The 23,744-nt window shown below is 72.0% G+C and carries 24 protein-coding genes; 14 read left to right on the forward strand and 10 right to left on the reverse strand.

Going from position 1 to position 23,744, the window contains the following annotated elements:
- Positions 1-66: 66 nt before the first annotated feature.
- Together BM424_RS12295 and BM424_RS12300 are read right to left on the reverse strand one after the other, a co-directional pair.
- Positions 67-1,260, reverse strand: coding sequence for an acyl-CoA dehydrogenase family protein (locus tag BM424_RS12295; protein ID WP_093416404.1), 1,194 nt, complete (start codon positions 1,258-1,260; stop codon positions 67-69).
- The gene (locus BM424_RS12300) at positions 1,257-2,438 is read right to left on the reverse strand and encodes a CaiB/BaiF CoA transferase family protein (RefSeq protein WP_093416407.1); all 1,182 of its coding nucleotides are present in this window, start codon (positions 2,436-2,438) and stop codon (positions 1,257-1,259) included. Before BM424_RS12300 ends, BM424_RS12295 begins: the two co-directional genes overlap by 4 nt.
- Positions 2,439-2,553: 115 nt before the next feature.
- On the opposite strand from BM424_RS12300, the gene BM424_RS12305 reads away from it, so the two are divergent.
- Positions 2,554-3,204 (forward strand): GntR family transcriptional regulator, encoded by a 651-nt coding sequence (locus BM424_RS12305; RefSeq protein ID WP_093416409.1) that lies wholly within the window; start codon positions 2,554-2,556, stop codon positions 3,202-3,204.
- A gap of 91 nt (positions 3,205-3,295) precedes the next feature.
- Here BM424_RS12305 and BM424_RS12310 read toward each other — a convergent pair whose 3' ends face one another.
- Positions 3,296-4,156, reverse strand: coding sequence for a 3-hydroxybutyryl-CoA dehydrogenase (locus BM424_RS12310; protein ID WP_093417030.1), 861 nt, complete (start codon positions 4,154-4,156; stop codon positions 3,296-3,298).
- Positions 4,157-4,501: 345 nt separating this feature from the next.
- Between BM424_RS12310 and BM424_RS12315 the strand changes: the two genes are divergently transcribed.
- Positions 4,502-5,692: a low temperature requirement protein A gene (locus tag BM424_RS12315; protein ID WP_245775793.1), complete on the forward strand. Its 1,191-nt coding sequence runs from the start codon at positions 4,502-4,504 to the stop codon at positions 5,690-5,692.
- Here BM424_RS12315 and BM424_RS12320 read toward each other — a convergent pair.
- From BM424_RS12320 to BM424_RS12335, 4 genes are all read right to left on the reverse strand, one after another.
- Positions 5,676-6,485 carry a serine hydrolase gene (locus tag BM424_RS12320; RefSeq protein WP_139274057.1) on the reverse strand — a complete coding sequence of 270 codons (810 nt, stop codon included), beginning with the start codon at positions 6,483-6,485 and terminating at the stop codon, positions 5,676-5,678. The genes BM424_RS12315 and BM424_RS12320 overlap by 17 nt on opposite strands.
- Before the next feature lie 270 nt (positions 6,486-6,755).
- Positions 6,756-7,760 (reverse strand): sugar ABC transporter substrate-binding protein, encoded by a 1,005-nt coding sequence (locus BM424_RS12325; protein ID WP_093416414.1) that lies wholly within the window; start codon positions 7,758-7,760, stop codon positions 6,756-6,758.
- Positions 7,761-7,792: 32 nt separating this feature from the next.
- Positions 7,793-8,803, reverse strand: a complete 1,011-nt coding sequence (locus BM424_RS12330; RefSeq protein WP_093416417.1) for an ABC transporter permease — start codon at positions 8,801-8,803, stop codon at positions 7,793-7,795.
- The gene (locus tag BM424_RS12335) at positions 8,796-10,304 is read right to left on the reverse strand and encodes a sugar ABC transporter ATP-binding protein (protein WP_245775794.1); all 1,509 of its coding nucleotides are present in this window, start codon (positions 10,302-10,304) and stop codon (positions 8,796-8,798) included. Before BM424_RS12335 ends, BM424_RS12330 begins: the two co-directional genes overlap by 8 nt.
- Before the next feature lie 230 nt (positions 10,305-10,534).
- Between BM424_RS12335 and BM424_RS12340 the strand changes: the two genes are divergently transcribed.
- Together BM424_RS12340 and rocD are read left to right on the forward strand one after the other, a co-directional pair.
- Positions 10,535-12,160, forward strand: coding sequence for a serine/threonine-protein kinase (locus BM424_RS12340; RefSeq protein ID WP_093416422.1), 1,626 nt, complete (start codon positions 10,535-10,537; stop codon positions 12,158-12,160).
- A gap of 113 nt (positions 12,161-12,273) precedes the next feature.
- On the forward strand, positions 12,274-13,500 hold the full coding sequence (rocD, locus tag BM424_RS12345; protein ID WP_093416424.1) for an ornithine--oxo-acid transaminase: 1,227 nt from the start codon (positions 12,274-12,276) through the stop codon (positions 13,498-13,500).
- Positions 13,501-13,732: 232 nt separating this feature from the next.
- On the opposite strand, the gene zapE is transcribed toward rocD, so the two are convergent.
- Positions 13,733-14,764, reverse strand: a complete 1,032-nt coding sequence (gene zapE, locus BM424_RS12350) for a cell division protein ZapE (RefSeq protein ID WP_093416427.1) — start codon at positions 14,762-14,764, stop codon at positions 13,733-13,735.
- Positions 14,765-15,031: 267 nt separating this feature from the next.
- Between zapE and BM424_RS12355 the strand changes: the two genes are divergently transcribed.
- The 9 genes from BM424_RS12355 to BM424_RS12395 are packed head-to-tail and all read left to right on the forward strand — an operon-like array spanning position 15,032 to position 19,918.
- Positions 15,032-15,544, forward strand: a complete 513-nt coding sequence (locus BM424_RS12355) for an Asp23/Gls24 family envelope stress response protein (protein ID WP_093416430.1) — start codon at positions 15,032-15,034, stop codon at positions 15,542-15,544.
- Positions 15,545-15,579: 35 nt separating this feature from the next.
- On the forward strand, positions 15,580-15,882 hold the full coding sequence (locus BM424_RS12360; protein ID WP_093417036.1) for a hypothetical protein: 303 nt from the start codon (positions 15,580-15,582) through the stop codon (positions 15,880-15,882).
- A gap of 43 nt (positions 15,883-15,925) precedes the next feature.
- Positions 15,926-16,192: a hypothetical protein gene (locus BM424_RS12365; protein ID WP_093416432.1), complete on the forward strand. Its 267-nt coding sequence runs from the start codon at positions 15,926-15,928 to the stop codon at positions 16,190-16,192.
- A 31-nt stretch (positions 16,193-16,223) separates the two neighbouring features.
- Complete coding sequence (locus BM424_RS12370) at positions 16,224-16,406, forward strand: hypothetical protein (protein ID WP_093416435.1); 183 nt, start codon at positions 16,224-16,226, stop codon at positions 16,404-16,406.
- Entirely contained in the window at positions 16,403-16,768 is a 366-nt protein-coding gene (locus BM424_RS12375) for an Asp23/Gls24 family envelope stress response protein (RefSeq protein ID WP_093416437.1), read from the forward strand. The genes BM424_RS12370 and BM424_RS12375 overlap by 4 nt, the downstream gene beginning before the upstream one ends.
- A 3-nt stretch (positions 16,769-16,771) precedes the next feature.
- Complete coding sequence (locus BM424_RS12380; RefSeq protein ID WP_093416440.1) at positions 16,772-17,308, forward strand: DUF6286 domain-containing protein; 537 nt, start codon at positions 16,772-16,774, stop codon at positions 17,306-17,308.
- A complete protein-coding gene (gene amaP, locus BM424_RS12385; RefSeq protein WP_093416442.1) occupies positions 17,305-17,907 on the forward strand; it encodes an alkaline shock response membrane anchor protein AmaP in 603 nt (200 codons plus the stop codon). Before BM424_RS12380 ends, amaP begins: the two co-directional genes overlap by 4 nt.
- On the forward strand, positions 17,907-19,010 hold the full coding sequence (locus tag BM424_RS12390; protein WP_175548054.1) for an ATP-dependent DNA ligase: 1,104 nt from the start codon (positions 17,907-17,909) through the stop codon (positions 19,008-19,010). The genes amaP and BM424_RS12390 overlap by 1 nt, the downstream gene beginning before the upstream one ends.
- Positions 19,011-19,021: 11 nt before the next feature.
- On the forward strand, positions 19,022-19,918 hold the full coding sequence (locus BM424_RS12395; RefSeq protein WP_245775795.1) for a 2-dehydropantoate 2-reductase: 897 nt from the start codon (positions 19,022-19,024) through the stop codon (positions 19,916-19,918).
- 13 nt (positions 19,919-19,931) lie between these two features.
- On the opposite strand, the gene BM424_RS12400 is transcribed toward BM424_RS12395, so the two are convergent.
- Positions 19,932-20,855, reverse strand: coding sequence for an EamA family transporter (locus BM424_RS12400; RefSeq protein WP_245775796.1), 924 nt, complete (start codon positions 20,853-20,855; stop codon positions 19,932-19,934).
- A 271-nt stretch (positions 20,856-21,126) separates the two neighbouring features.
- Here BM424_RS12400 and BM424_RS12405 point away from each other — a divergent pair, with 271 nt between their 5' ends.
- Positions 21,127-22,683, forward strand: a complete 1,557-nt coding sequence (locus tag BM424_RS12405; RefSeq protein WP_093416447.1) for an alpha/beta fold hydrolase — start codon at positions 21,127-21,129, stop codon at positions 22,681-22,683.
- Between the two features lie 275 nt (positions 22,684-22,958).
- On the opposite strand, the gene BM424_RS12410 is transcribed toward BM424_RS12405, so the two are convergent.
- Entirely contained in the window at positions 22,959-23,729 is a 771-nt protein-coding gene (locus BM424_RS12410; RefSeq protein ID WP_093416450.1) for a DUF4389 domain-containing protein, read from the reverse strand.
- Positions 23,730-23,744 lie beyond the last annotated feature (15 nt).

Genomic DNA, 23,744 nt, shown 5'->3' on the forward strand with positions numbered 1-23,744 from the left:
CCTAGTCCAGGTCCCGTCAGCCTCCGACGCCGATCAGTCCTTAGCAAGGCTAAGGTGACGTACTCATCATCCGCGGAAGGCGGGGATCCCGGTCATCGCCTGGCCGATGGTCAGCGCGTGCATCTCGCTGGTGCCCTCGTAGGTCAGCACCGACTCCAGGTTCGTCATGTGCCGGATCACCGGGTACTCCAGCGAGATCCCGTTGGCGCCCAGCACGGTTCGCGCGGTGCGCGCGACCTCCAGGGCGCCGCGGACGTTGTCGAGCTTGCCGAAGCTGACCTGCTGCGGGCTCAGCTGCCCGGCGTCCTTGCGCTTGCCCAGGTGCAGCGCCAGCAGCCTGCCGTTCTGCACCCGCACCGCCATGTCGGCGAGCTTGGACTGGGTGAGCTGGAAACCGCCGATCGGCCGGCCGAACTGCTCGCGACTCGTCGCGTAGTCCAGCGCCGCCTCCAGGCAGCTGCGCCCGGCCCCGACCGAACCCCACACGATGCCGTAGCGGGCCTCGTTGAGGCAGGACAGCGGCCCGCGCAGGCCGGTGACCTCGGGCAGCACGGCGTCGGCGGGCAGCCGGACGTCGTCGAGCACCAGCTCGGCGGTCACCGAGGCGCGCAGCGACAGCTTGTGCTTGATCTCCGGTGCCGAGAAGCCCGGCGTGTCGGTGGGCACCACGAAACCGCGCACGGCCTCGTCGGTCTGCGCCCACACCACGGCGACCGAGGCGATGCTGCCGTTGGTGATCCACATCTTGCGGCCGTTGAGGACCCAGTCGGAGCCGTCGCGGCGAGCGGCGGTGCGCATCGACGACGGGTCGGATCCGTGGTCGGGCTCGGTCAGGCCGAAGCAGCCGATCGCCTCGCCCGCCGCCATCCGCGGCAGCCAGGTCTGCTTGTGCTCCTCCGAGCCCCAGCGCCAGATCGCGAACATCGCCAGCGAGCCCTGCACCGACACCAGCGAGCGCAGCCCGGAGTCGCAGGCCTCCAGCTCCTCGCAGGCGATCCCGTAGTCCACAGCGGACAGACCGGCGCAGCCGTAGCCCTCCAGGTGCATGCCCAGCACGCCGAGCTTGCCGAGCTCGCGGGCGAGTTCGCGGGCCTGCGGGAACTCGCCGTTCTCGTACCACTCGGCGACGTGCGGCTGCACGTGGTCGCGGCACAGGGCGCGGACGCTGTCGCGGATCGCCAGTTGTTCCGGGGTGAACTCGGCGTCGATGCCCAGCGGGTCGTGCGGGTCGAACTTCGGGCGGGTGCCACCGGTGCTCATTGCGGGTCCCTCCTGGACGAGATCGGGGGAAGCGGTTGCTCGGGGTCCTGCAGCCACGCGAGGACCTCCTTGTCGTGCTGACCCAGCAGCGGTGGCGGGGTCACCTCGGCGGTGCCGTGACCGGAGAAGTCGATGGGCGAGCGCACCTGCATCGCCGCGCCGCCGCCCGGGTCGACCATCGGTCGCAGGCCCAGCGACTCGGCGTAGTGCACCGCTCCGGACAGGTCGTTGACCTGGCCGCACGCGATGCCCAGGCCCTGCAGCCGCCGCTGCCAGTCGGCGGCCGGGCGGGCGCCGAGCACGTTCTCCAGCCGCCGCACCATCTCCTCGCGGTGGGCGACGCGCTGGGCGTTGGTGGCGAACTCCGGCTCGTCGGGCATCGACACCAGGCCCAGGCCGTCGCAGAGCTTGCGGAACTGCGCGTCGTTGCCCACGGCCACGGCCAGGAACGCGTCCTCGCAGCGCAGCGTCTCGTAGGGCGCGATGCTCGGGTGCCGGTTGCCCATCCGTTGCGGGGCGATGCCGGTGGTGAGCAGGCTCGACATCTGGTTGGCCAGCGAACCCAGCAGGCTCGACATGAGGTTGACCTCGACGTGCTGGCCCAGCCCGGTGCGCTCGCGGTGGCGCAGCGCGGCCATGATGCCCAGCGCCGCGTCCTTGCCGGTGAGCACGTCGACGAGGGCGACGCCGACCTTCACCGGTGGCCGATCCGGTTCGCCGGTGATGCTCATCAGCCCGCCGAGCGCCTGCACCACGAAGTCGTAGCCGGGCAGCTCGGCGCCCTCGGCCGAGCCGAAGCCCGAGATGGAGGTGTAGATCAGGCCCGGGTTGAGCGCGTGCGCGGAGTCGTGGTCCAGGCCGTGCTGCGCGAGCGAACCCGCCTTGAAGTTCTCCACCAGCACGTCGGCCCGCCGCACCAGCTCGTGCGCGGCCGCCCGGTCGTCCGGGTCGGACAGGTCGAGGGCGACGCTGCGCTTGTTGCGGTTGACCGACTCGAAGTAGGCGGACCCGTTGTCCGTCCACGGTGGACCCCAGGAGCGCGTGTCGTCGCCGGTGCCGGGGCGTTCCACCTTGATCACGGTGGCGCCGAGGTCGGCCAGCAGCATCGTCGCGTAGGGCCCGGCCAGGACCCGGCTGAAATCCGCGACGAGCACGCCGTCCAGCGGCAGCGTTTCCATGACCCCTCCGACGGCTTGCGCGACCGGAAATTCGGATCCAATATACAGTTGCTCGAGACGCGGTCAAACCCGATTTCGGTGCCCGCGCGTCCGCACCCGACGCTGGAGTTCCGCGATGCGCAGACCCCCCACGACCCAGGCGTTCGTCCTCGATGAGCTGCGCAGATCCATCGTGTCCGGCGAGCTCGCGCCGGGGCAGCCGATCCGCCAGGACACCATCGCGGCGGGCATGGGAGTCAGCCGCGTGCCGCTGCGCGAGGCGCTCAAGACGCTCGAAGCCGAGGGCCAGGTCGTCTACCAGCCGCACCGGGGCTACTCGGTGGCGGAGCTGTCGCTGGCCGACCTGCTGGAGGTCTACCGGATGCGCGAGCTGCTGGAGGCCGAGGCCGCCCGGGTCGCCTCCGAACGGCTCACCGACGCCGACCTGACGCGCATCACCGACGCCGGTCAGGACGTGGAGAAGGCCGCCGAGGACGGCGACCTGGTGGCGATGATCGCGGCCAACCGCCGCTTCCACTTCGCACTGCTGGAACCCGCCGGGATGCCGCGCCTGCTGCGCGTGGTGCGCACGCTGTGGGACGCCACCGACGCCTACCGCGCGGTCTACTACAACTCCGGCACCAACCGCGAACGCGTGCGCCGCGAGCACGAAGCCATCATCTCCGCGGCCGAGAACCGCCGCGCCGACGAGTTGATCCGCCTGCTCGCCGAACACAGAGACCACGCCGTCGAGGCTCTCCGCAGCACCATCGGCGAGCAGGACTGAAAGAACTGCTGCTGCGGTCGTTCCGCCCGGCGGTGACGGGTGTTCCAGCTGCGGAACTCAGCCCGCACCGCCGAGCAGGACGATCACTGGCTCACTCGTACTCGTAGAAGCCCTGGCCGCTCTTCTTGCCCTTGAGGCCTGCGTCGACCATGCGCTTGAGCAGCGGCGGGGCGGCGTAGGTGGGCTCGGCGTACTCCTCGTACATCGAGTCGGCGATGGCCTTGAGGGTGTCCAGGCCGACCATGTCCGACAGCCGCAGCGGGCCCATCGGGTGGGCGCAGCCCTGCACCATGCCGTTGTCGATGTCCTCGGCGCTGGCGTGCCCGTCCTCGAACATCCGGATCGCCGAGAGCAGGTAGGGCACCAGCAGGGCGTTGACGATGAAGCCCGACCGGTCCTCGGCGCGGATGGTCTGCTTGCCGAGCTGCTCGGTGGCGAAGGACCCGGCCCGCTCGACGGTCTCCTCGCTGGTCAGCAGCGACGGGACCAGCTCGACGAGGTTGAGCACCGGCACCGGGTTGAAGAAGTGCACGCCGATGACCTTGTCGGGGCGCTTGGTGGCGCCGGCGAGCTTGGCGATCGGGATCGACGAGGTGTTGGAGGCCAGGATCGCGTCCGGGTTGGTGAGCAGCTCGTCGAGCTCGGCGAAGAGCGTGAGCTTGAGGCCCTCGTCCTCGGCGATCGCCTCGATCACCATGTCGCGGTCGTCGAGGTCGGCGAGCGTGGTGGTGAAGTGCAGGCGCTCCTGCGTGGCGTCGCGCTCGGCCTCGGTCATCTTGCCCTTCTGGACCGCGCGGTTGAGCGACTTCCACAGCCGAGAGCGAGCGGCCCGGGCGGCGTCGTCATCGATCTCGCGGACGATCACGTCCAGGCCCGCGCGGGCGCCGACCTCGGCGATGCCCCCGCCCATCTGCCCGCCACCGACGACTCCCAGGCGTTCGATCTTGGTCACCACACAGTTCCTTCCGGTCCCGGCCGCACTGCCGTCACACGACGCTATCCGCGTCGGATCATGCCAAAAACCGCCGAACGGGACCGATCAACAGTGCTGGAGGGCACATCGGAGGTACCTCTCCGGGGCGAAATGCGCGGAGAGCCGGGTCCTGGCGTGCGGACCCGGCTCCCGGTCGTCCCCCGACTGTCCGACCCTGACCCCCTTGCGCCCACGAGGCTACCGCACTGTCCGTGTCCGGGCGCATGCGCTCCGGTCATGCACAGTGGACGATTGTTTCGGTCGCACAACGCCACCACCTGCGGGAACGCTGATCAGCACCACTGGCTGTCATACTCCGCCACCATGAGCAACAATCTGCCGCCGCTGCGGGGCCGGATGGTCGCGCGCGATCCCGAGGAAGGTCATCGGGCGGCGACGCCGCTGGAGCTGCTGTTCGACCTGTGCTTCGTGGCGGCCGTCGGCCAGGCCGCCGTGCAGCTGCACCACGGGCTCTCCGAGGGCCACTTCGCGCCCACCGCTTTCGGCTACATGATGGTCTTCTTCGCCATCTGGTGGGCGTGGATGAACTTCACCTGGTTCGCCTCGGCCTACGACACCGACGACGTGCCCTACCGGCTGCTGACGCTGCTGCAGATGGGCGGCGTGCTGGTGCTGGCCGCCGGGGTGCCCGCGACGTTCCACGACTACGACTTCCGGATCGTCACCTTCGGCTACGTGGTGATGCGGGTGGCGATGATCGCGCAGTGGCTGCGCGCCGCCGCCGAGCACCCGGAGAGCCGCGGGTGCACGCTGCGCTACGCGGGCGGCATCGCGATCGTGCAGGTCGGCTGGCTCCTGCGGCTGCTGCTGCCGCACCCCTACGGCGAGATCGGCTTCCTGGTGCTGGTCGCGGCCGAGCTGGCCGTGCCCGCCGTGGCCGAGCGCCACTCGCAGACCAACTGGCACCCGCACCACATCGCCGAGCGCTACGGCCTGTTCACGATCATCTCGCTGGGCGAGGTGGTGCTGGCGGTGACCGCGGCGATGCAGGAGGACGTCGCCGACGGCGGGTGGTCGGCCGGTCTGCTGGAGATCGGCATCGGCGGCCTGCTGATGATCTTCGCGATGTGGTGGATCTACTTCAAGCACTCCGCCGTGCAGCACCTGCGGGAGAGCGTGAAGAACGCGCTGACCTGGGGGTACAGCCACATCTTCGTGTTCGCCTCGGTCGCGGCGGTCGGCGCCGGTCTGGAGGTCGCCATCGACGCCCACGCGCACAAGGCGCACGTGGACGAGGTCTCGGCGGCGCTGACCCTGGCGGTGCCGCTGGTGGTGTACCTGCTGCTCATCGGCCTGCTGCACACCGGCTACGCCGACGCGGGCAGGTCCACGACGCTGATCTCGGTGATCGGCGCGGTGCTGCTGCTGGCCACGGCACTGCTGGCGCACGCCCTCGGCATCTCGCTGACGGTGCTGCTGCTGGGCGTGCTGCTGGCACTGATCCTCACCGTCGGGCTGCTCACACAGCGGCGACCGGTCAGCGCAGCGGAGTGAGTGCGGCGCGGGCGGCTTCGGTGAGGTCGGAGATGGCCTCGTCGTAGCCGACCGCGCTGGGCTGGTCGCTGAGCAGGGCGACGGCGTAGCGCCGGCGGCCGGGGTCGACGACCCCGGCGCTGTGCACCCAGACCTTGCCCAGCTGGCAGCACATCCAGCCGGACTTGACCGCCTGGGCGTGCATCGCCATCAGCCCGAAGTTCTGGTCGACGCCGTCGGCCGCCTCCTCCGGCGCCGCGTGCAGCGCGTCGAGCACGAAATCGCGGTCGTCGGACGACATCCGGCCGAGCAGGTGCTGGAAGACCGCGGCGATGTCGCGGGCCGAGGTGAGGGTGTCGCCCCAGCGGCCGGGGTCGGCGGGCGGCCGGGTCTGCTGCAGGCGCATCCGCTCGGCGGCGTCGGTGATGAGCGAGGTCCCGCCGTGGCGGTCCCAGAGGGCGTTCATCGCCTCGTCGTCGCTGGGCCCCAGCGCCCGCTGCAGGAGTTCCCGGTCCTCCGGGCCGACGGAACCGCGTTCGAGCAGCTCGACCGCCACGATGACCTTCGACAGCGACGCCGAGTACATCTGCCGCGCCCCGTCCCGGCCCCAGGACAGCTCGCCGGTCGAGCGGTCCAGCACGGCGATCCCGATGGAGTCGCCCTGCTCCGCGCTGAGCCGGTCGACGGCCTCGATGGCGGCGGCCGGCGCCCCGGTGGGCCGGTTGACGGTCTCGTAGGTGCTCACCTGCTCCTGGCCGATCCCGTGCCACGTGGCCACCGCCGACGGCGAGCACCCGCTCACCAGCACCCCCACGACGGCACCGGCCACCCCCGCCGCGCGCCGGCGCTGCGGTCGTGTCGACTCCCGATGCCCACCGAACACGAAACCCCCGGGATGTCGTGGTCAGGCGCGGAAAGAACACGCGAACCGCGTCCGCGAAACCCCCTCAGGTCCCACCACAGCACACCCCACCCGCCCCCGCAGCTGGATCACCCCACTCCCCCGGTCGAAAACCGCCGCATTCATCGCGTCGAAAACCCCGGTTTTCGTCGCGCGAAAACCGGGGTTTTTGACCTGAGCGGGTTACTGGGGCGGGTTGTCGCAGGTGGGGTTGAGGAGCTTCTGGATCTCCGGGGAGTCGAGGTTGTCCTTGGTGATGAGGGTGGCGCCGGTGTCGGTGTCGGGGGCCTGCTGAGCCGAACCGCGGATCTTGGCGATCGCCTCGTTGACCGCCGCGTAGCCCATCTTGAACGGGTTCTGGGCGATGAGGCCGGTGATCACGCCGTCCCGCAGCGCCTGGATCTGGCCCTCGGAGGTGTCCCAGCCGATGATCTTGACCTGGCCTGCCTTGCCGGACTGCCGGACCGCCTCGGCCGCGCCGAGCACGCTGGGCTCGTTGGCCGCGTAGATGCCGTTGAGGTCCGGGTTCGCGGTCAGGATGTCCTGGGTGACCTGCAGCGCCTTGTTGTAGTCGCTGTCGCTGGACTGCTGCGCCACCAGCTGCAGGCCCGGGTGCTTGGCCAGCCCGTTCTTGAAGCCCTGGCCGCGGGTCTCGTTGGTGCTGGTCCCCGCCTGGAACTCGATGAAGGCCACCTTGCCCCGGTCGCCCAGCTGCCTGGCCAGTTCCTCGGTGCCCTGCTCGGCGGCGGCGACGTTGTTGGTGGCGAACACCGGCACGTCCGGCGGCTGCGGGGTGGTCCCGGAGTCCATGTTGACCACCGTGGTGCCCTGCCCCTGCGCGGTCTTGGTGACGTCGGACAGCGCCTTGGCGTCGGTGGCCGCGTACACCAGCCCCTTCACGTCGCCCTGGGCGAGCATGTCCTGCAGCAGGCTCTGCTGGCCGCTGACGTCGCTCTCCGCGCTCACGCCGTCCCAGTGCAGCTCGACGCCCTGCTGCTTGGAACCGGCGCACTCCGCGCCGACGCGGACCTTCTCCCAGAAGTCGAAGCCGATCGCCTTGGGCACCACCGCGATCTTGATCGGACCGCCGTCCTGCCCGCCGCCTCCGGTCTGCTCCCGCACCCCGACGCTGCAGCCGGTGGCCGCCAGCGTCAGCAGCACGCACGTTGCCGTCAGAACCTTCTTCACCGCAGAGCTCCTTTGCTCATCGCGAAACAGGGCTATCCGGCGTCGCCGCCGAGCTTGCGGCGCTGGTACAGGTCCCACCAGACCGCCAGCCAGATGATCACGCCGATCAGCACGTTCTGGTAGAAGGTGCCGATGTTGAGCTGCACCGCGCCGTTGCGGATGACCGCGACCAGGAAGGCCCCGATCAGCGAGCCCAGCACGGTCCCGCGCCCGCCCATGAGGCTGGCGCCACCGATGACGACCGCCGCGATCACGTCCAGCTCCAGGCCCTCGCCGAAGTTCGGCTGACCCGAGTTGATCCGCGAGGCCGCGATCATGCCGCCCAGCCCGGCCAACGCGCCCGAGAGCACGTACACCGAGGTGATGTAGCGCTTGACCGGGACGCCGGACAGCCGCGCGGCCTCCATGTTCGAGCCCATCACGTAGGCGTAGCGGCCCAGCCGGGTGCGGGTGAGCACCACGTAGCCCAGCACGGCCACCAGGATGATCAGCGCGATCGGGATCGGCAGGATGCCGATGACGCCCTGCCCGAGCAGCCGGAACGAGTCCGGCGCCCCGAACACCGCGACCGCGCCGGTGGCGATGAGCACCAAACCCCGCCCCACGCTGAGCATCCCGAGCGTGGCGATGAACGGCGGCAGCCCCACCACCGACACCAGCAGCCCGTTGACCAGCCCGGCCAGCGCGCCGACGACCAGCCCGCCGACGATGCCCAGCAGCGGGTTGAACCCGTACTCGGCCATCAGCAGGACGCCGATCACCCCGGACAGCGCGGCCACCGATCCCACCGACAGGTCAATGCCGCCGGTGATGATCACCAGCGTCACGCCCACCGCCATCACCGCGTTCACCGAGGTCTGCGACCCGAGGTTGAACAGGTTGTCGGCGGTGAGGAACGACGGCGCGACGATCGACAGGACGATGAACACGACGATCAGCGCGCCCGCGGCCGCGACCTGCGAGACCGCTCCGGAGAGCCGGTCGCCCAGGCCGCCCAGCAGCCCGCGGTCCCCTGTGGACGGTGCCTTGGTCTGCTCAGTCATGGTTGCCCTTCGCTCCGGTCGCGAGCGCGACCACGCGTTCCTCGGAGAACTCCGTCCGCTGCACCTCCCCGGTGATGCGGCCACCGCGCATCACCAGGATCCGGTCGCACATGTTCAGCAGCTCCGGCAGGTAGCTGGAGATCAGCACGACCGCTTTCCCCTGCTCCGCCAGGGAATCCAGCTGCTGGAACATCTCCGACTTGGCGCCGACGTCCATGCCCCGGCCGGGTTCGTCGAAGAACAGCACGTCGGCACCGGTCTCCAGCCAGCGCGCCAGCACGACCTTCTGCTGGTTGCCGCCGGAGAGCGTCTGCGCCTGCCGCCCGACGCGCGGGACCCGGATGCGCAGCGACTCCCGCTCGCGCTCGGCGATGTCCCGCTCCGCCTTCAGGTCGATGAGCCCGAAGCGCAGCATCGGCAGCTTGGCCATCGTGATGTTCTTGTCCACGCCCAGCTGCAGCGCCAGACCGTCTTCCTTGCGGCTCTCGGTGAGGTAGCCGATGCCGGCCGCGATGGCGTCGGCCGGGCCGCGGATGCGCAGCGCGCGACCGTCCACTGTGATCGTTCCGCGATCGGGCGGTTCGGCGCCGAAGACCGCGCGCGCCAACTCGGTTCGGCCCGCACCGACCAATCCGGCCAGTCCCACGATCTCGCCGGCGCGGACCTGGAAGGACACGTCGCGCACCTGCTCGCCGCGGCTGAGCCCGTCGACCTCCAGCCGCACCTCGCCGGGCGCCCGGTGGGTGCGCGGGTAGAGGTTGGCGACGTCGCGGCCGACCATGAGCTGCACCAACCGCGCCTCGTCCAGGCCGTCGACCGGCGCGGTCTCCACGACCGCGCCGTCGCGCATCACGGTCACCCGATCGCCGATCTCGAAGATCTCGTCGAGCCGGTGCGAGATGTAGAGGACGGCGATGCCCTGCCCGGTGAGCTCGCGGACGATGCCGAACAGCTCCTCGGTCTCGCGTTCGGTGAGGCTGGCCGTCGGCTCGTCGAGGATGAGCACTTTCGCCCGCACCGCCAGGGCTTTGGCGAGTTCGACCCGCTGCTGCTCCGCTGTGGACAGCAGCGACACCCGCCGCCCCGGGTCGACGTCCAGGCCGACGCGGGCGAGCAGCTCCCGCGCGTCGCGGCGCTCGGCCGCGCGGGAGATCCAGCCGCTGCGGCCGGGTTCGTGCCCGATGAAGAGGTTTTCAGCTACCGACAGGTCCGGGGCGAGGGCGAACTCCTGGTGCACCATGGACACCCCGAGCCGCCGCGCCGCACCCGGCCCCTGGTGGACGACCGGTTCACCGTCCAGTTCGACGCGACCGCTGGTGGGCGGCTCGACCTGGGCGATCAGCTTCATCAGCGTGGACTTGCCGGCACCGTTCTCACCTGCGAAGACGTGCACCTCGCCGGGTTCGATCTCCAGCGTCACCCCGTCGACGGCGACCACCCCGGGGAACCGCTTGCCGACGCCGCGCAGCGCCACCGCCGGGCGTCGTCCGCTGGCTGTCACGGCGTGCCTCCCTCGATCGTCGTTGATCGTGCTCCAGGTCACGGTGCGCCGGATCATACCCACAGCGCAGCTCATCGTGAAAGGGCTGGAACGAAGCCAAGTAACCGATTACCGACGCGGCGTGTCACCCGGAATCCGGGCGACTCCCGGACAGGGATGCGCTGGGTACGTAAGCTCTCGGTCGGGGACAGCGCGAATGCGACATCGATGATCTAGGGGGCGAGGACGCCGTGCAGCCGTTGCTGGCCAGCGACCCGACCACGGTCGGCGACTACCGGCTGCTGGCCCGCCTGGGCCGCGGCGCGATGGGCGGGGTCTACCTCGGCCGCTCGCGCGGCGGTCGCGTGGTCGCGGTCAAGGTCATCCGCGCCGACCTCGCCGAGGACCCCGAGTTCCGCGAGCGGTTCCGCCGCGAGGCCGACGCCGCGCACGCGGTCGGCGGGTTCTGGACCGCCGCGGTCGTCAACGCCGACCCGGACGCCGAGCAGCCGTGGCTGGCCACCGAGTACGTCCCGGGGCCGACGCTGCACCAGGCGGTCGCCGACCACGGGGCGCTGCCCGAGGCCACCGTGCGCAGCCTGGGCGCGGGGCTGGCCGAGGCGCTGGTGGCCATCCACAACGCCGAGCTGGTGCACCGCGACCTCAAGCCCGCCAACGTCCTGCTGGGGCCGGACGGGCCGCGCGTCATCGACTTCGGCATCTCCCGCGCCATGACCGGGCATTCGCTGACCGCCACCGGCATCTTCCTCGGGACGCCGGGGTTCTTCTCGCCCGAGCAGACGCTCGGCGGCGACGTGGGACCCGCCAGCGACGTGTTCTCGCTGGGCGCGGTGCTGGTGTTCGCCGCGACCGGCTGCGGGCCGTTCGGCGAGGAGAGCACGGCTTCGCTGCTGTACAAGGTCGCCCACGCCGAGCCCGACCTGGAGAAGGTGCCCGACGGACTCCGGCCGCTGCTGGCGGAGTGCCTGGCCAAGGACCCGGCGGACCGGCCGACCCCGACGCAGATGCTGGACCGGATCGGTGAGACCAGCCCCCAGGGCAGCGGTTGGCTGCCGCAACCCATCACCGCGGTGATCGCCCAGCACGCCACCGAGCTGCAGCGCACCGCGCAGGCACCGGACGCTCCCCCGGCACCGCCCGCGCCGCCGAACCCGCCGAAGCAGCAGACCCGGACCTACACCCAGTCCGCACCCGCCCCGTCCGCTCCGGCCCCTTCCGCCGCCTCGCCCTCAGCCGCTCCTGCCGCGCCCGTCGCGGCGGCTCCGGCTTCGCCGATGCGGCAGCCGATCACGCCTGCGGCGCCGCAGAAGCGCGCCACCCAGGCGCAGGTCGTCCAGGTGCGCCGGGACGGGCCCGGCCCCGAGTTCCGCACCGCCGGGCGGGTGTCCGCCGGCTTCTGGGCGGCGTTCTTCGCGGCGCTGCTGGTCGGCGTCGCCTACCTCGCCGAGCGCGTCAGCGTCGACCGGGAACCGCTGTTCCTGCTCGGCGCCGGGCTGCTGGTGTTCGGCGCGATCTGGTCGGTGGGGCGGATGCTGGCGCCGAGCCTGCGGTTGAAGGTCAACGGCGACGGCGTCGTGGTGCACCGGTTCGGGCTGACCCGGGAGTACGCCTGGGGGCAGGTCTCGCGGGTCGGCGTGGTCGGTCGCGGCAAGTCGACGGCGCTGGCGCTGTGGCTGGCCGACGGTTCGGCGCCCAGCTCCACGCTGTGGCATCGGGTGCGGCCTTACCACGGTGGTGGGCGGATCTACCCGATCGGCGCGACCGGCGGGTTCATCGCCCGGCGGCAGGAGGCCCGGCGGCTGCGCACCGCCCTGGAGCAGTACGCCCCGAGCCGCTACGACTCGCGCATCCTGTGACGCCCGCAAGCGCAACGCATCGCCGAATTCACTCGGATCTACGCAACGAACCGACGCAACAAGCAAGGCTCGACGACTGAAATCCACTGGACCGCCGTCATAGCCTTGTGCCCATGGCTACCGTCCACCCGCACCTCGACACCCAGTCCCGCGCCGAGGAGTTCCTGGCGCTCGACGAGCGCTACAGCGCGCACAACTACCACCCGCTGCCGGTCGTGATCGCCGAGGCCGAGGGCGCCTGGATGACCGATGTGGACGGTCGCCGGTACCTGGACTTCCTGGCCGGCTACTCGGCGCTGAACTTCGGCCACCGCCACCCCGACCTGATCGCCGCGGCCACCGAGCAGCTGGGCCGGTTGACGCTGACCAGCCGCGCGTTCCACCACGACCAGCTCGGGCCGTTCTGCCGCGAGCTCGCCGAGCTCACCGGCACCGACCGGGTGCTGCCGATGAACTCCGGCGCCGAGGCCGTCGAGTCGGCGATCAAGATCGCCCGCAAGTGGGCCTACCAGGTCAAGGGCGTGCCGGAGAACCAGGCCGAGATCATCGTGGCCGGGTCGAACTTCCACGGCCGCACCACCACGATCGTGTCGTTCTCGACCGACCCGGAGGCGCGCGCCGAGTTCGGCCCCTACACGCCCGGGTTCACCGTCACCTCCTACGGCGACGCGTCCTCGGTGGAGGCCGCGATCAGCGAGCGGACCGCCGCGGTGCTGGTCGAGCCCATCCAGGGCGAGGCCGGCGTGATCGTGCCGCCCGCGGACTACCTGCCGCGGCTGCGGCGCGCCTGCGACGAGCACGGCGCGCTGCTGATCTGCGACGAGATCCAGTCCGGCCTGGCCCGCACCGGTGAGCTGCTGGCCAGCGCCCACGACGGCGTCCGCGCCGACCTGTACACGCTGGGGAAGGCGCTGGGCGGCGGCATCCTCCCGGTCTCGGCCGTGGTCGGCCGCGACGACGTCATCGGCGTGCTGCAGCCGGGCCAGCACGGCTCGACCTTCGGCGGCAACCCCCTCGCCGCGGCCGTCGGCCGCGCGGTGATCCGCCTGCTGAGCACCGGGGAGTTCCAGCAGCGCTCCCGCGAACTGGGCGCCCACCTGCACGAACGCCTCGCCGGACTGTCCGGTGTGGCCGAGGTCCGCGGCCGCGGCCTGTGGGCGGGCGTCGAGATCGCCCCGGGCGGCCCCACCGGCCGCCAGGCGAGCGAAGCGCTGATGGCCGGGGGCGTCCTCTGCAAGGAAACCCAGGCCACCACGCTGCGCATCGCCCCGCCCCTGACGATCACCCGCGACGACCTCGACACCGGCATCGACGCCATCGCCGAAGTCCTCGCGAAGTGACCGCTCCGCCGCTTCGCTGATGCCGGTACTCGCCCACCGCCCGCGCTCGCCCACCGCCTGTGGTCACGGTGACGACGACCGTGGGCAGTGGACGGTTTTAGCCATAATCACCCATGATCAATGTCCGAAATGTCGGGACAATTATGGCTAAAACTGTCTCCTCCGCAGCACCGCGCCCCACGCAGCACCCCAGGACGCGGTATCTCGGGTGGGGTCAGGGCCTCGGGTGGGGTCAGGACTTGGTGAGGTCTCGGGAGAGGGCTGTGAGGCGGCTGATCGCGCGGAGGTACTTCTTGCGGTAGCCGCCCTGCAGCATCTCCTCGGTGAACAGGCCCGACAGCGGGGTTCCGGAGACGCGGACCGGGATGGCGCGGTCGTAGAGGCGGTCGGCCAGCGCCACCAGCCGCAACGCCACGTCCTGGTCCGGGGCGGCGTGCACACCGGAGAGGTGCACGGCCGTGATGCCGTCGACGAGCCTGCCGTACTTCGAGGCGTGCAGGCCCGCGAGGAACCCGCACAGCTCGTCGAAGTCGTCGAGCGTGGACCCGTCGGTGGCCTCGGCCAGCCGCGACAGCTCGTCGTCGGCCATCGGCGGCGGCGCGTCGGGCAGACCGCGGTGCCGGTAGTCCGGTCCGTCGACCCGCACCACGCCGAACCGGTTGGACATCGCGTGGATCTCCCGCAGGAAGTCCACCGCCGCGAACCGACCCTCGCCGAGCTTGTCCGGCAGCGTGTTCGACGTGGCCGCCACGTGCACGCCGGCGTCGGTGAGCTTCGCGATCAGCTGGGTCACCAGCATCGTGTCGCCCGGGTCGTCCAGCTCGAACTCGTCGATGGCCAGCAGCCGGTGCTCGGAGAGCCGCCGCACGGTCTCGGCGAAGCCCAGCGCGCCGACCAGGTTGGTGATCTCGACGAAGGTCCCGTAGGACTTGGTGCCCTCGGTGGCGTGCCACAACGAGGCCAGCAGGTGGGTCTTGCCGACGCCGAACCCGCCGTCGAGGTAGAGCCCGCGCTTGTCGCCGTCGGTCTTCTTCCTGCCCCCGAACATCCCGCGCAGCCAACCGCCGCCACCGCTGGCGGAAGCGTTGATGCGCTGGGCGAAAGCCGAGCAGTCCCGCACGGCCTCGGCCTGGCTGGGCTCCTCGGGGTTGGGGATGTAGGTCTCGAAGCGGGCCGCCTCGAAGCGCGGAGGCGGCGTCATCGCCTGGACCAGCTCGTCCGGGGTGATCTCTGGACGGCGGTCGACCAGACGGGCGAAATTCATGCGACCGACTCTATAACCGGGGCCCGCCGCGCCAGCTCTCACCGGCACGTGCTCCTGCTCACCGTCGCGTGATCAACCGCGTCCGGGAGCCGGTTCGCCGCCGCTCCCGCGTTGCGGAAGAATGCGCGAGTGACGGATGGGGCACCGTCGCCCGGCACCGAATGGTGCCGTTCCCGCACCTGGGACACCCTCGGATCAGGTGCGACCAGAATTCGCGTCACACCTCGCCGAATCGCTTCGGCGTTACCGGGAAGGAGCTGCATTTCCATGGCCCAGAACAGCGGCACGCCGTCCGGTCAGGCCACCCAGTCGGGATCGAGCACCGAGCGGCGCATTCCGGAGACGCGCACCGGGGGTTCGCCCGCACGGCTCGCCGACGAGACCTCGCAGGGCAAGACGACCATCGCCGCCTCGGTGGTGCAGAAGATCGCCGGGATCGCCGCGCGCGAGGTCTCCGGCGTCTACGCGATGGGCGGCGGAGTTTCGCGGGCCTTCGGCGCCCTGCGCGACCGGATCCCGGGCGGCAGCGGCACCTCCTCCACCTCGGGCGTGCAGGTCGAGGTCGGCGAGAAGCAGGCGGCGGTCGACCTGGACATCGTCGTCGAGTACGGAGCGTCCATCGTGGACCTCTCCCGCGCGGTGCGGCGCAACGTGATCACCGCGGTGGAGCGGATGACCGGGCTCGACGTCATCGAGGTCAACATCGTCGTCAACGACATCCACCTGCCCAGCGAGGACGAGGAGGAGGCGTCGCAGCCCGCGCCCTCGCGCGTGGAGTGACGCCGTTCCCCACCCACACCGCCGAGGAGGCCCAGGTGCCGGAGCAGCACACCGCTCAGGAGCTCGCCGATGCGGTGCTCGCGCACCCGTCGGTGGCGCGGTTGCACGGCGGCGCGTTCGGCGAGATCGCGTCCTACTTCCCCGGTCACCGCATCACCGGCGTGCGGATGTCCGAGGACGGGCCGGTGGAGATCGGCGTGGTGCTGCGGCTGGACCGCCCGCTCACCGAGACCGTGGACGACCTGCGCGGTGCGCTGGCCGAACGGCTCGGCGGGACCCGGGTGGACATCCACGTCTCGGACGTGGACGCCGGCGACGACGCCCCGGAGGCGGGGTGAGCCGGGGCCGGGTGAACCGGACGGACCGGAGGGGAGGCGCAGAATGGTGGACGTGCAGCACGATCCGGCGACGCGTGCCGAGATCCGCGCGTTCGTCCGGGAGAACCACCCGGACGTGGGAGGGGACCCGGAGGCCTTCGCCGCCGGGCTCGCCCGGCTGCGCGCCCGCCTTCCCGACGATGCCCGCGACGACGACCCCCGGTTTTGGGCGCCGATCGTCGTCGAGGTGAGGCCCCGCGGGGTCCGCGGCCTGCTGCACCGCGCCCGGTGCCGGTGGCGGCGCCACCACGCCCCACCCCGAGTTCGATGACCCGCTCGTTTCTTCCACAGGAGGCTCGGAGATGAATGCGACGCAGACCGGACTGATCTCCGGACTGATCCTCGGCACCGCCGCCGCGGTCGGCGGTTTCAGCGGGTTCCTGATCGCGCTGCTGATCGGCGTCGTCGGTCTGGTGATCGGCCGGATCCTCGACGGCGAGCTGGAGATCGGCGACCTGCTGGGCCGCGCCAAGGACCGCCGATGACCGCGACCGCGACCAGCCCCGAGGAGACCGTCCCCGACGAGGACTCCGGCGAGCGCGGCAGCCTGCACGTCAACCGGTCGGTGCTGCGCAAGATCGCCGCGCACGCCGCCGACGTCGACCCGGGCAGCGCGCGCAGCGGCCGCAAGCACACCGCCGGGGCCGAGGTCAGCGGCCCTGACGACGCGCTGCGGGTCCGGCTGACCGTGGCGCTGCGCTACCCGAACCCGGTGCGCGACACCGTGGCGTCGATGCGCGAGCGCGTCGGCACCGAGCTCGCGCGCATCGCCGGGTGCCGGGTGCGCAGCGTCGACGTGACCGTGTCGGCCCTGGTCCCACCGGCCGCACCGCCCAGGGTGGAGTGAGCGATGCGCGTGTTCGTACGACTGATCACCGCCGTGGCCGGCGTCGTGGTGGCCGCGTTCGGCGCGCTGCTGGCCATCGAGTCGGCGTGGTCGCTGATCCGGCCCGGTGCGCGCGGGCTGATCGTCGGTCCCGCGGCGGTGCGCGATGCGCTGAGCGGGTTCTCGTGGGCCGACCCGCCGGTGCGGATCATCGCCGCCGCCCTCGTCGTGCTCGGCGTGGTGCTGCTGATCGCCGCGATCGCCTCGGGCCACCGCGAGCTGCGGCTGCACGACCCGGCGCCGGAGGTCACGGTGACCACCGACCGGCGTTCGCTGGCGCGGCTGGTCGGCCACCAGGTCCGCGACCAGGACGGGGTCGCGGGCGCCACCGTCACCGCGGGCGCCAAGCGGGTGCGGGTCAAGGCCGCCGCGCGCTTCCGCGAACCCGGGGACCTGCGGGAACGGCTGACCTCCACCGCCGAGCGCGCGGTCGGCGACCTGCCGCTGCCGAGCACGCCGAAGGTGCTGGTGTCGGTGTCCACGCCCAAGGAGCGCCGATGACCGAGATCAAGCCGAGCAGCACGCCGATCGGCCGCAGCGCCGCGTTCGAGCGCGGTGCGGTGGTCCTGCTGGGCGTGCTGTCGCTGCTGGTCGGCGCGGCGGCGCTGGTGGTCGGTTCCGGTGCTCTGGGCGTGTTCCGCGCGCGGCGGCCGGTGGCCGACCCGCTGCTGACCGGCTGGCTGGGCGACCACGCGCAGCTCGCCGGGGCGATCGGCCTGGTCGCCGGGCTGGTGCTGTTCGTGATCGGCCTGTGGTGGGTGGTGCGCTCGCTGCGCCCCGAGCAGCGCCCGGACGTGCGGCTGGAGCGCAGCGACGCCGGTGACCTGGACGTCACCGCGGGCGCGCTGGCCAACGCCGTGCGCACCGACGCCGAGCAGGTCCCGGGCGTCACGCGGGCGCGGGTGCGGATGGCCGGGACCGACCGGTCGCCGTCGCTGCGCCTGACGCTGTCGCTCAAGGAGGGCACCAACGTCCGGCACGTGTGGGAGGAGCTGGACGAGAAGGTCCTCGCCCGCGCCCGCCAGGCGCTGGGCCGCGAGACCCTGCCCACCGCGATCCGGCTGCGCCTCGACCGGGGTCCGAAGCAGCGGGTGCGCTGATGCTGCCGCTGCGGCCGCCGGTGAAACCGATGCTGGCCAGCCCCGTCGACGGGGTCCCGCACCGCGAGGGGCTGCTGTTCGAGCCGAAGTGGGACGGCTTCCGCTGCCTTGCCTTCGTCGAACCGGGATCGGAGCCGCTGCTGCAGTCGCGCACCGGGCGCGGCCTGGAGCGCTACTTCCCGGAGGTGCGGTCGACCCTCTCCCAGCAGCTGGAGCGGCCCGCGGTGCTCGACGGCGAGCTGGTGGTGATCCGCCGCGACGAGGAGGGCGACCGGCTGGACTGGGACCTGCTCAGCGAGCGCATCCACCCCGCCGCCAGCAGGGTCAAGACCCTCGCCGAGCGCACCCCGGCCGCGTTCATCGCCTTCGACCTGCTGGCCCTCGACGACCGGGACCTCACCTCGTCGCCGCAGTCCGAGCGCCGCGAGCTGCTGACCGGTCTCGGCCTGGACCGGCCGGGGCTGCGCACCACGCCGGCCACCGAGGACCCGGAGCTGGCCGAGGAGTGGTTCCGGCTGTTCGAGGGCGCCGGGCTGGACGGTGTCGTCGCCAAGCCGCTCGACGGTCCCTACGCGCCGGGCAAGCGGACCATGCTCAAGATCAAGCACTCGCGCACCGCCGACTGCGTCGTCGCGGGCCTGCGCTGGCACGCCAACACCGAACCCGGCACCGCGGTCGGCTCGCTGCAGCTGGGGCTGCACGACGAGCGCGGGGTGCTGCACCACGTCGGCGTCGTCGGCGCGTTCCCCGCCGCGCGGCGGCGCGAGCTGGCCGGTGAGCTCGCCGAGCTCATCACCGGCGGCGAGCACCCGTGGGTCGGCGAGAACGCCACCGGGCGGCGGCTCCCGGGGTCGGTGAACCGCTGGAACAGCACCGAGCAACCGTGGGTGCCGCTGCGCCCGGAGCGGGTCGTGGAGGTCTCCTACGACCACACCGAGGGCGGGCGCCCGGCGCGGTTCCGGCACACCGCGCAGTTCGTGCGCTGGCGTCCCGACCGCGATCCCGAGTCCTGCGACTACGCGCAGCTGGAGGAACCGGCGCGCTACGACCTCGACTCGGTGCTGTTCGGCTCCGCGCACCGCGCGGATCGTTCGGACGAGTAACCTCCGGCCTCGTGGCACAACGGATTGCGGTGATCGGTTCGGGTGGCATCGGGGGCGTGATCGCCGAAGCGGCGCACGCCGCGGGCCACGAGGTGACGATGTGCGTGCGCACCCCGTTCGAACGGCTGGTGCTGGAGACCCCCGACGGGACCTCCGAGATCCCGGTGCGGGTGGCCACCGATCCCGGATCGGCCGGTGAGCACGACTGGATCGTGCTCACCACCAAGGTCCACGACGTGCCCGGCACCGCGCCGTGGCTGCACGAGCTCGACGACGGCCGCACGCCGCTGGTGGTGGTGCAGAACGGCATCGCCCACCGCGAGTCGGTCGCCGAGCTCGGGCTGCGGGCGCCGGTGCTGCCCGCGCTGATCTACGTCGGCGCCGAGCGCACCAGCCCCGGCCGCGTCGTCCGCCGCTCCCCCGCGACCATGCAGGTCGAGGGCGGTGAGCTCGGGTCGCGCTTCGTGGCGCTGCTGGAGGGCTCGGAGGTGAAGCTGCGGGCCACCGACGACTTCCACACCGCGGCGTGGCGCAAGATGCTCACCAACGTGGCGCCGAACCCGATCACCGCGCTGACCCTGCGCCGCCTCGACGTGCTCGCCGACGACGAGGTCCGGGAACTGGCCGCGGGCATCCTCGCCGAGGCGGTCGCGGTCGCGCAGGCCGAGGGCGCGTCGCTGACGCAGCAGGACGCGGACAAGGTCCTCATCGACTACACCGACCGGATGCCCCCGACGAACGGCACCTCGATGCTCTACGACCGGATCGCCGGTCTCCCGCTGGAGCACGAGCACATCACCGGCACCCTCGTCCGCGCCGCCGACCGGCACGGCATCGCGGTCCCGCTCAACCGGACCCTGCTCACCCTGCTGCGCGCGATCCGACCGGCCCCGATCCCGGGCGTCTGAGGTCCCGGGCGGGTCAGTTCGCGGGCGGGTCGCTGTCCTCCGGGGTCCTCCGGGTGGTGGCGACCGAGCCGACGGAGGCGATCACGACGCAGCAGATCGCCAGCCACTGCCAGCCGGTCAGCAGCTCGCCCAGCACCACCAGGCCCGCCAGGGCGGCGACGGCGGGTTCGGTGCTCATGAGGATGCCGAAGACGCGCGGCGGCATCCGGCGCAGCGCCTCCAGCTCCAGGGTGTAGGGCACTACCGAGGACATCAGGGCCACCAGCAGGCCGACGATCAGCACCGTCGGGTTCAGCAGCGCGGGACCGGAGTCGACCGCGCCGATCGGGATCGCCACCAGGGCGCCGAAACCCATCGCCAGCGCCAGCCCGGAGGTCCCGGAGGTGCGGCTGCCGAGCTTGGCGCCCAGCAGGATGTAGCCCGCCCAGCAGGCGCCCGCCGCCAGCGCGAACGCGACGCCGGTCCAGTCGAGCCCGCCCTCGACGCGGGACAGCAGGAACACGCCGGTCCCGGCCAGCAGCGCCCACACGACGTCGAGCTTGCGGTGCGAGCCGAACAGGGCGACCGTCAGCGGCCCCAGGAACTCGATGGTCACCGCCGCGCCCAGCGGGATCCGCTCGAACGCCTGGTAGATGCACATGTTCATGCCGGCCAGCACGGCGCCATAGCCGATGACGACGCGCAGCGTCGGCCAGTCCATCCGCAGCGCCGGGCGGAACACCGCCAGCAGGATCAGCGCGGCGAACACCAGCCGCAGCGTCACCACCCCGGACGCCCCGGCCACGCTGAACAGCTGCTTGGCGAACGCGGCCCCGACCTGGACGCTGATCACCCCGACCAGCACCAGCATCGGCGGAGGCACCGCCCCCAGCGCGGCGGCCGACACCCGGCTCGCGCTGAACCCGCGTTCCTCCCCCGGTCCCCAGGCGACCTGCACGACGCTCCTTCACGATTCGCAGAACGATCCCCAGCACGTTAACCCGGCGAACGACCCACCAGAACCCGCACAGGTGGTCACCTTCACCACCCCGCGGGCGCTCCCCTCACCAGGGCCACACGTCGATCATGGGATGCTTCGGCTTGCGGGCACGTGGGGCGGGCTTCGGATGGTGCTCCAAGTGTGGGACCCAGCCGGCACCGACGCGGCTTCCGAGCCGCTGCCCGCACCGCCGAGCAAAGCGACCACGACACAGTTCTTAGGAGTTCCCGTGCCGCGCTGCATCAACCGGGCCGGGGCCGCGCTGCTGCCGTTGCTGCTGGTGGTCGCCGGTTGTTCGGCCGGGCCCTCGCAACGCCCCGCCGTCGCCTACCACGACGGCGAGCAGCAGGTGGCCCCCGCGCCGCAGCCCCCGAAGCCGCAGCCGGTGCCGCCGCTGGGGGCGGCGGCCAACGACTCGCTGAACTGGCAGGACTGCACCGACCAGACCCGCTCCGAGCTCGGTTCGCTGCCCGCGGGCATGACGTTCTCCTGCGCGCGCCTGCTCTCGACGCTCGACGCGCCGGAGGCCCCCGAGCGCGGCACCGCGCGCAACTCGCTGATCCGCACCGGCTCCGGGAAGGTGCCGCTGGTCGTGGTCGGCGACGTCGGCGGCGAGCCCGGGACGACGTTCGCCGCGCGGCTGGCGACCCAGCTGCCGCCGGAGATCCGCAACACCTTCGCCATCGTCGGCATGGACCGGCGCGGGACCGGTGAGTCCGAGCCCGCGGACTGCGTCCCGCCGCAGCAGCGCGAGCAGGTCATCGGCTTCGACCCGCGCGCCGCGGAGCGCTCGCAGCTGGACCAGTTGCTGGAGTCGGTGCTCAAGGCCAGTCAGGAGTGCTTGCTCAAGCTCGACGAGCGGCTGCAGGCCTACGACACCTGGCGCACCGCCTCCGACCTGGAGGAACTGCGCCTGGAGCTGGGCGTGCCGAGGCTGCACGCGATCGGGCGCGGCGAGGCCGGGCGGCTGCTGACCACCTACGCCGAGCGCTACCCGACCTCGGTGGGCCGCTTCGTCATCGACGGCGCCCCGGACCCGACGCGGGATTCGATGGGGCAAGCCGAGTACCAGGCGCAGGCCGCCGAGCAGACCTTCGACGCCTTCGCCGAGGACTGCACCGGCCGCGGCTGCCCGCTGGGCCCGAACCCCCGCCAGGCGGTCACCGATCTGGTGGAGCGCACCCGCACCGCACCGCTGCCCGCGCCGGGCACGTCGGTGCCGGCGGGCCGGGTGATCCAGGCGGTCTTGCAGGGCTTGGGCGATCGGAACGGCTGGCCCGCGCTGGCCGACGCGCTGGCGGCGGGCACCCGGGGCGACGGCACCCGGCTCGCGGAGCTGTCGGCGCCGCTGGTGAGCCCGCAGGGCGTGAACCCGCCGTGGTTCGACGGCGATCTCATCACCAGCTGCAACGACACGACGTTGCGCGTGCCGCCGCAGCGCAGCACCGAGATCGCGCAGGACTGGGTGGGGCGCTTCCCGCTGTTCGGCGGGGCGGCGGCGCAGCGCGTGGTGTGGTGCGGGTCGTGGCCGGTGCCGCAGCAGCCGCTGCCGTCACCGCGCCGCGCGGACCTGCCGCCGATCCCGGTGATCACCACCGCGCACGACCCGAGGTCGCTGGCGGTGGGCACCGATCACCTGGCCGACGAGCTGCCGACCGGGGTGGCGATGCGCTGGCAGGGCGCCGGGCACGGAGCGATCGCGCGCTCGACGTGCGTGACCGACGCCGTCAGCCGGTTCCTGGTCCAGGGCGTCGTGCCCACCGAGGGCATGGCCTGCCCGGAGTGATCCCGCAACACCCCGGGCAAGCCACCGCCGCTTCAGCCGCAGCTGGAGCAGCAGCCACAGGAGGGGCCGCTGCAGCTGCCGCAGCAGCTGCACCCGCCCTGGTGCGGTGCGTCCGTGCCGACCATTCCCGACCTCCGATCGGTGTGGGGTACCAGCACCTGTTGATGTTCCTCGCCGCTCCGGCGGGCGGAACACCGCTGCTAGAGCGAACCGACGTCGCCCGACGAGCGGAACGCGGCGGCTGCGGTCGGTGACCGGCGACGGCGCCGGGTCGATCAGCCGGCGTAGTCGTACTCGTACTCGGAGGGGTAAGGCTGCGTGGCGCTCACCGCGCCGTTGCCGACGATGGCGAGCACCCCGAGCACGATGAACGCGATCAGCAGGATCCGGCCGCCCCGGGACATCACCAGCGGCCGGGTTCCGGAGGAGACCTTCGCCGGTTCGCCCTCCTCGCGGGCGTCGCCGAACAGCCGCTTCGGGTAGGAGCCGGTGAGCATGTAGGTGTAGGCGTTGGTGCGCAGCGTGAAGCGCAGCGCGGCGGCCGAGGCGTCGAAGATCGGGCGCGGGGTCCGGCCCATGATCAGCACGATCAGCCACAGGAAGAACGCCAGCACTCCCCAGCCGTAGGCGAGCAGGCCCGACAGCAGGGACACGGGGATGATCAGGATGAACCGGAACAGCACGGCCCACCGGTTGAGCCTGCCCGACCGGATCTCGACGTCGACCGGGAATTCCGGGTCGCCGACCACGAACGGCGGGTACCGGTCCACCAGCAGCCACAGCGAGGCGTTCACCCGGATGCCGTAGGCGACGTAGAGGGAGAGGAAGCCGGAGATCCACTCGGGCAGCCGCCCCAGGATCAGCGCGGCGAACCACCCGATGAACGCCACCACGGCGGCCGCGATGCCCAGCGCCCACAGCACGATGAAGTGCGGGATCAGCAGCAGGAACCGCAGCAGCACGGTCCACCGGCGCTGCCGCTCCGGCTGCGTGATCTGCAGTTCCGGCAGGAACCGGCCGTCGGCGGCCTCGGTCGATTCGCTCATCTGCGCCCTCCCAGC

Source organism: Saccharopolyspora flava (assembly GCF_900116135.1).
Taxonomy (GTDB): domain Bacteria; phylum Actinomycetota; class Actinomycetes; order Mycobacteriales; family Pseudonocardiaceae; genus Saccharopolyspora; species Saccharopolyspora flava.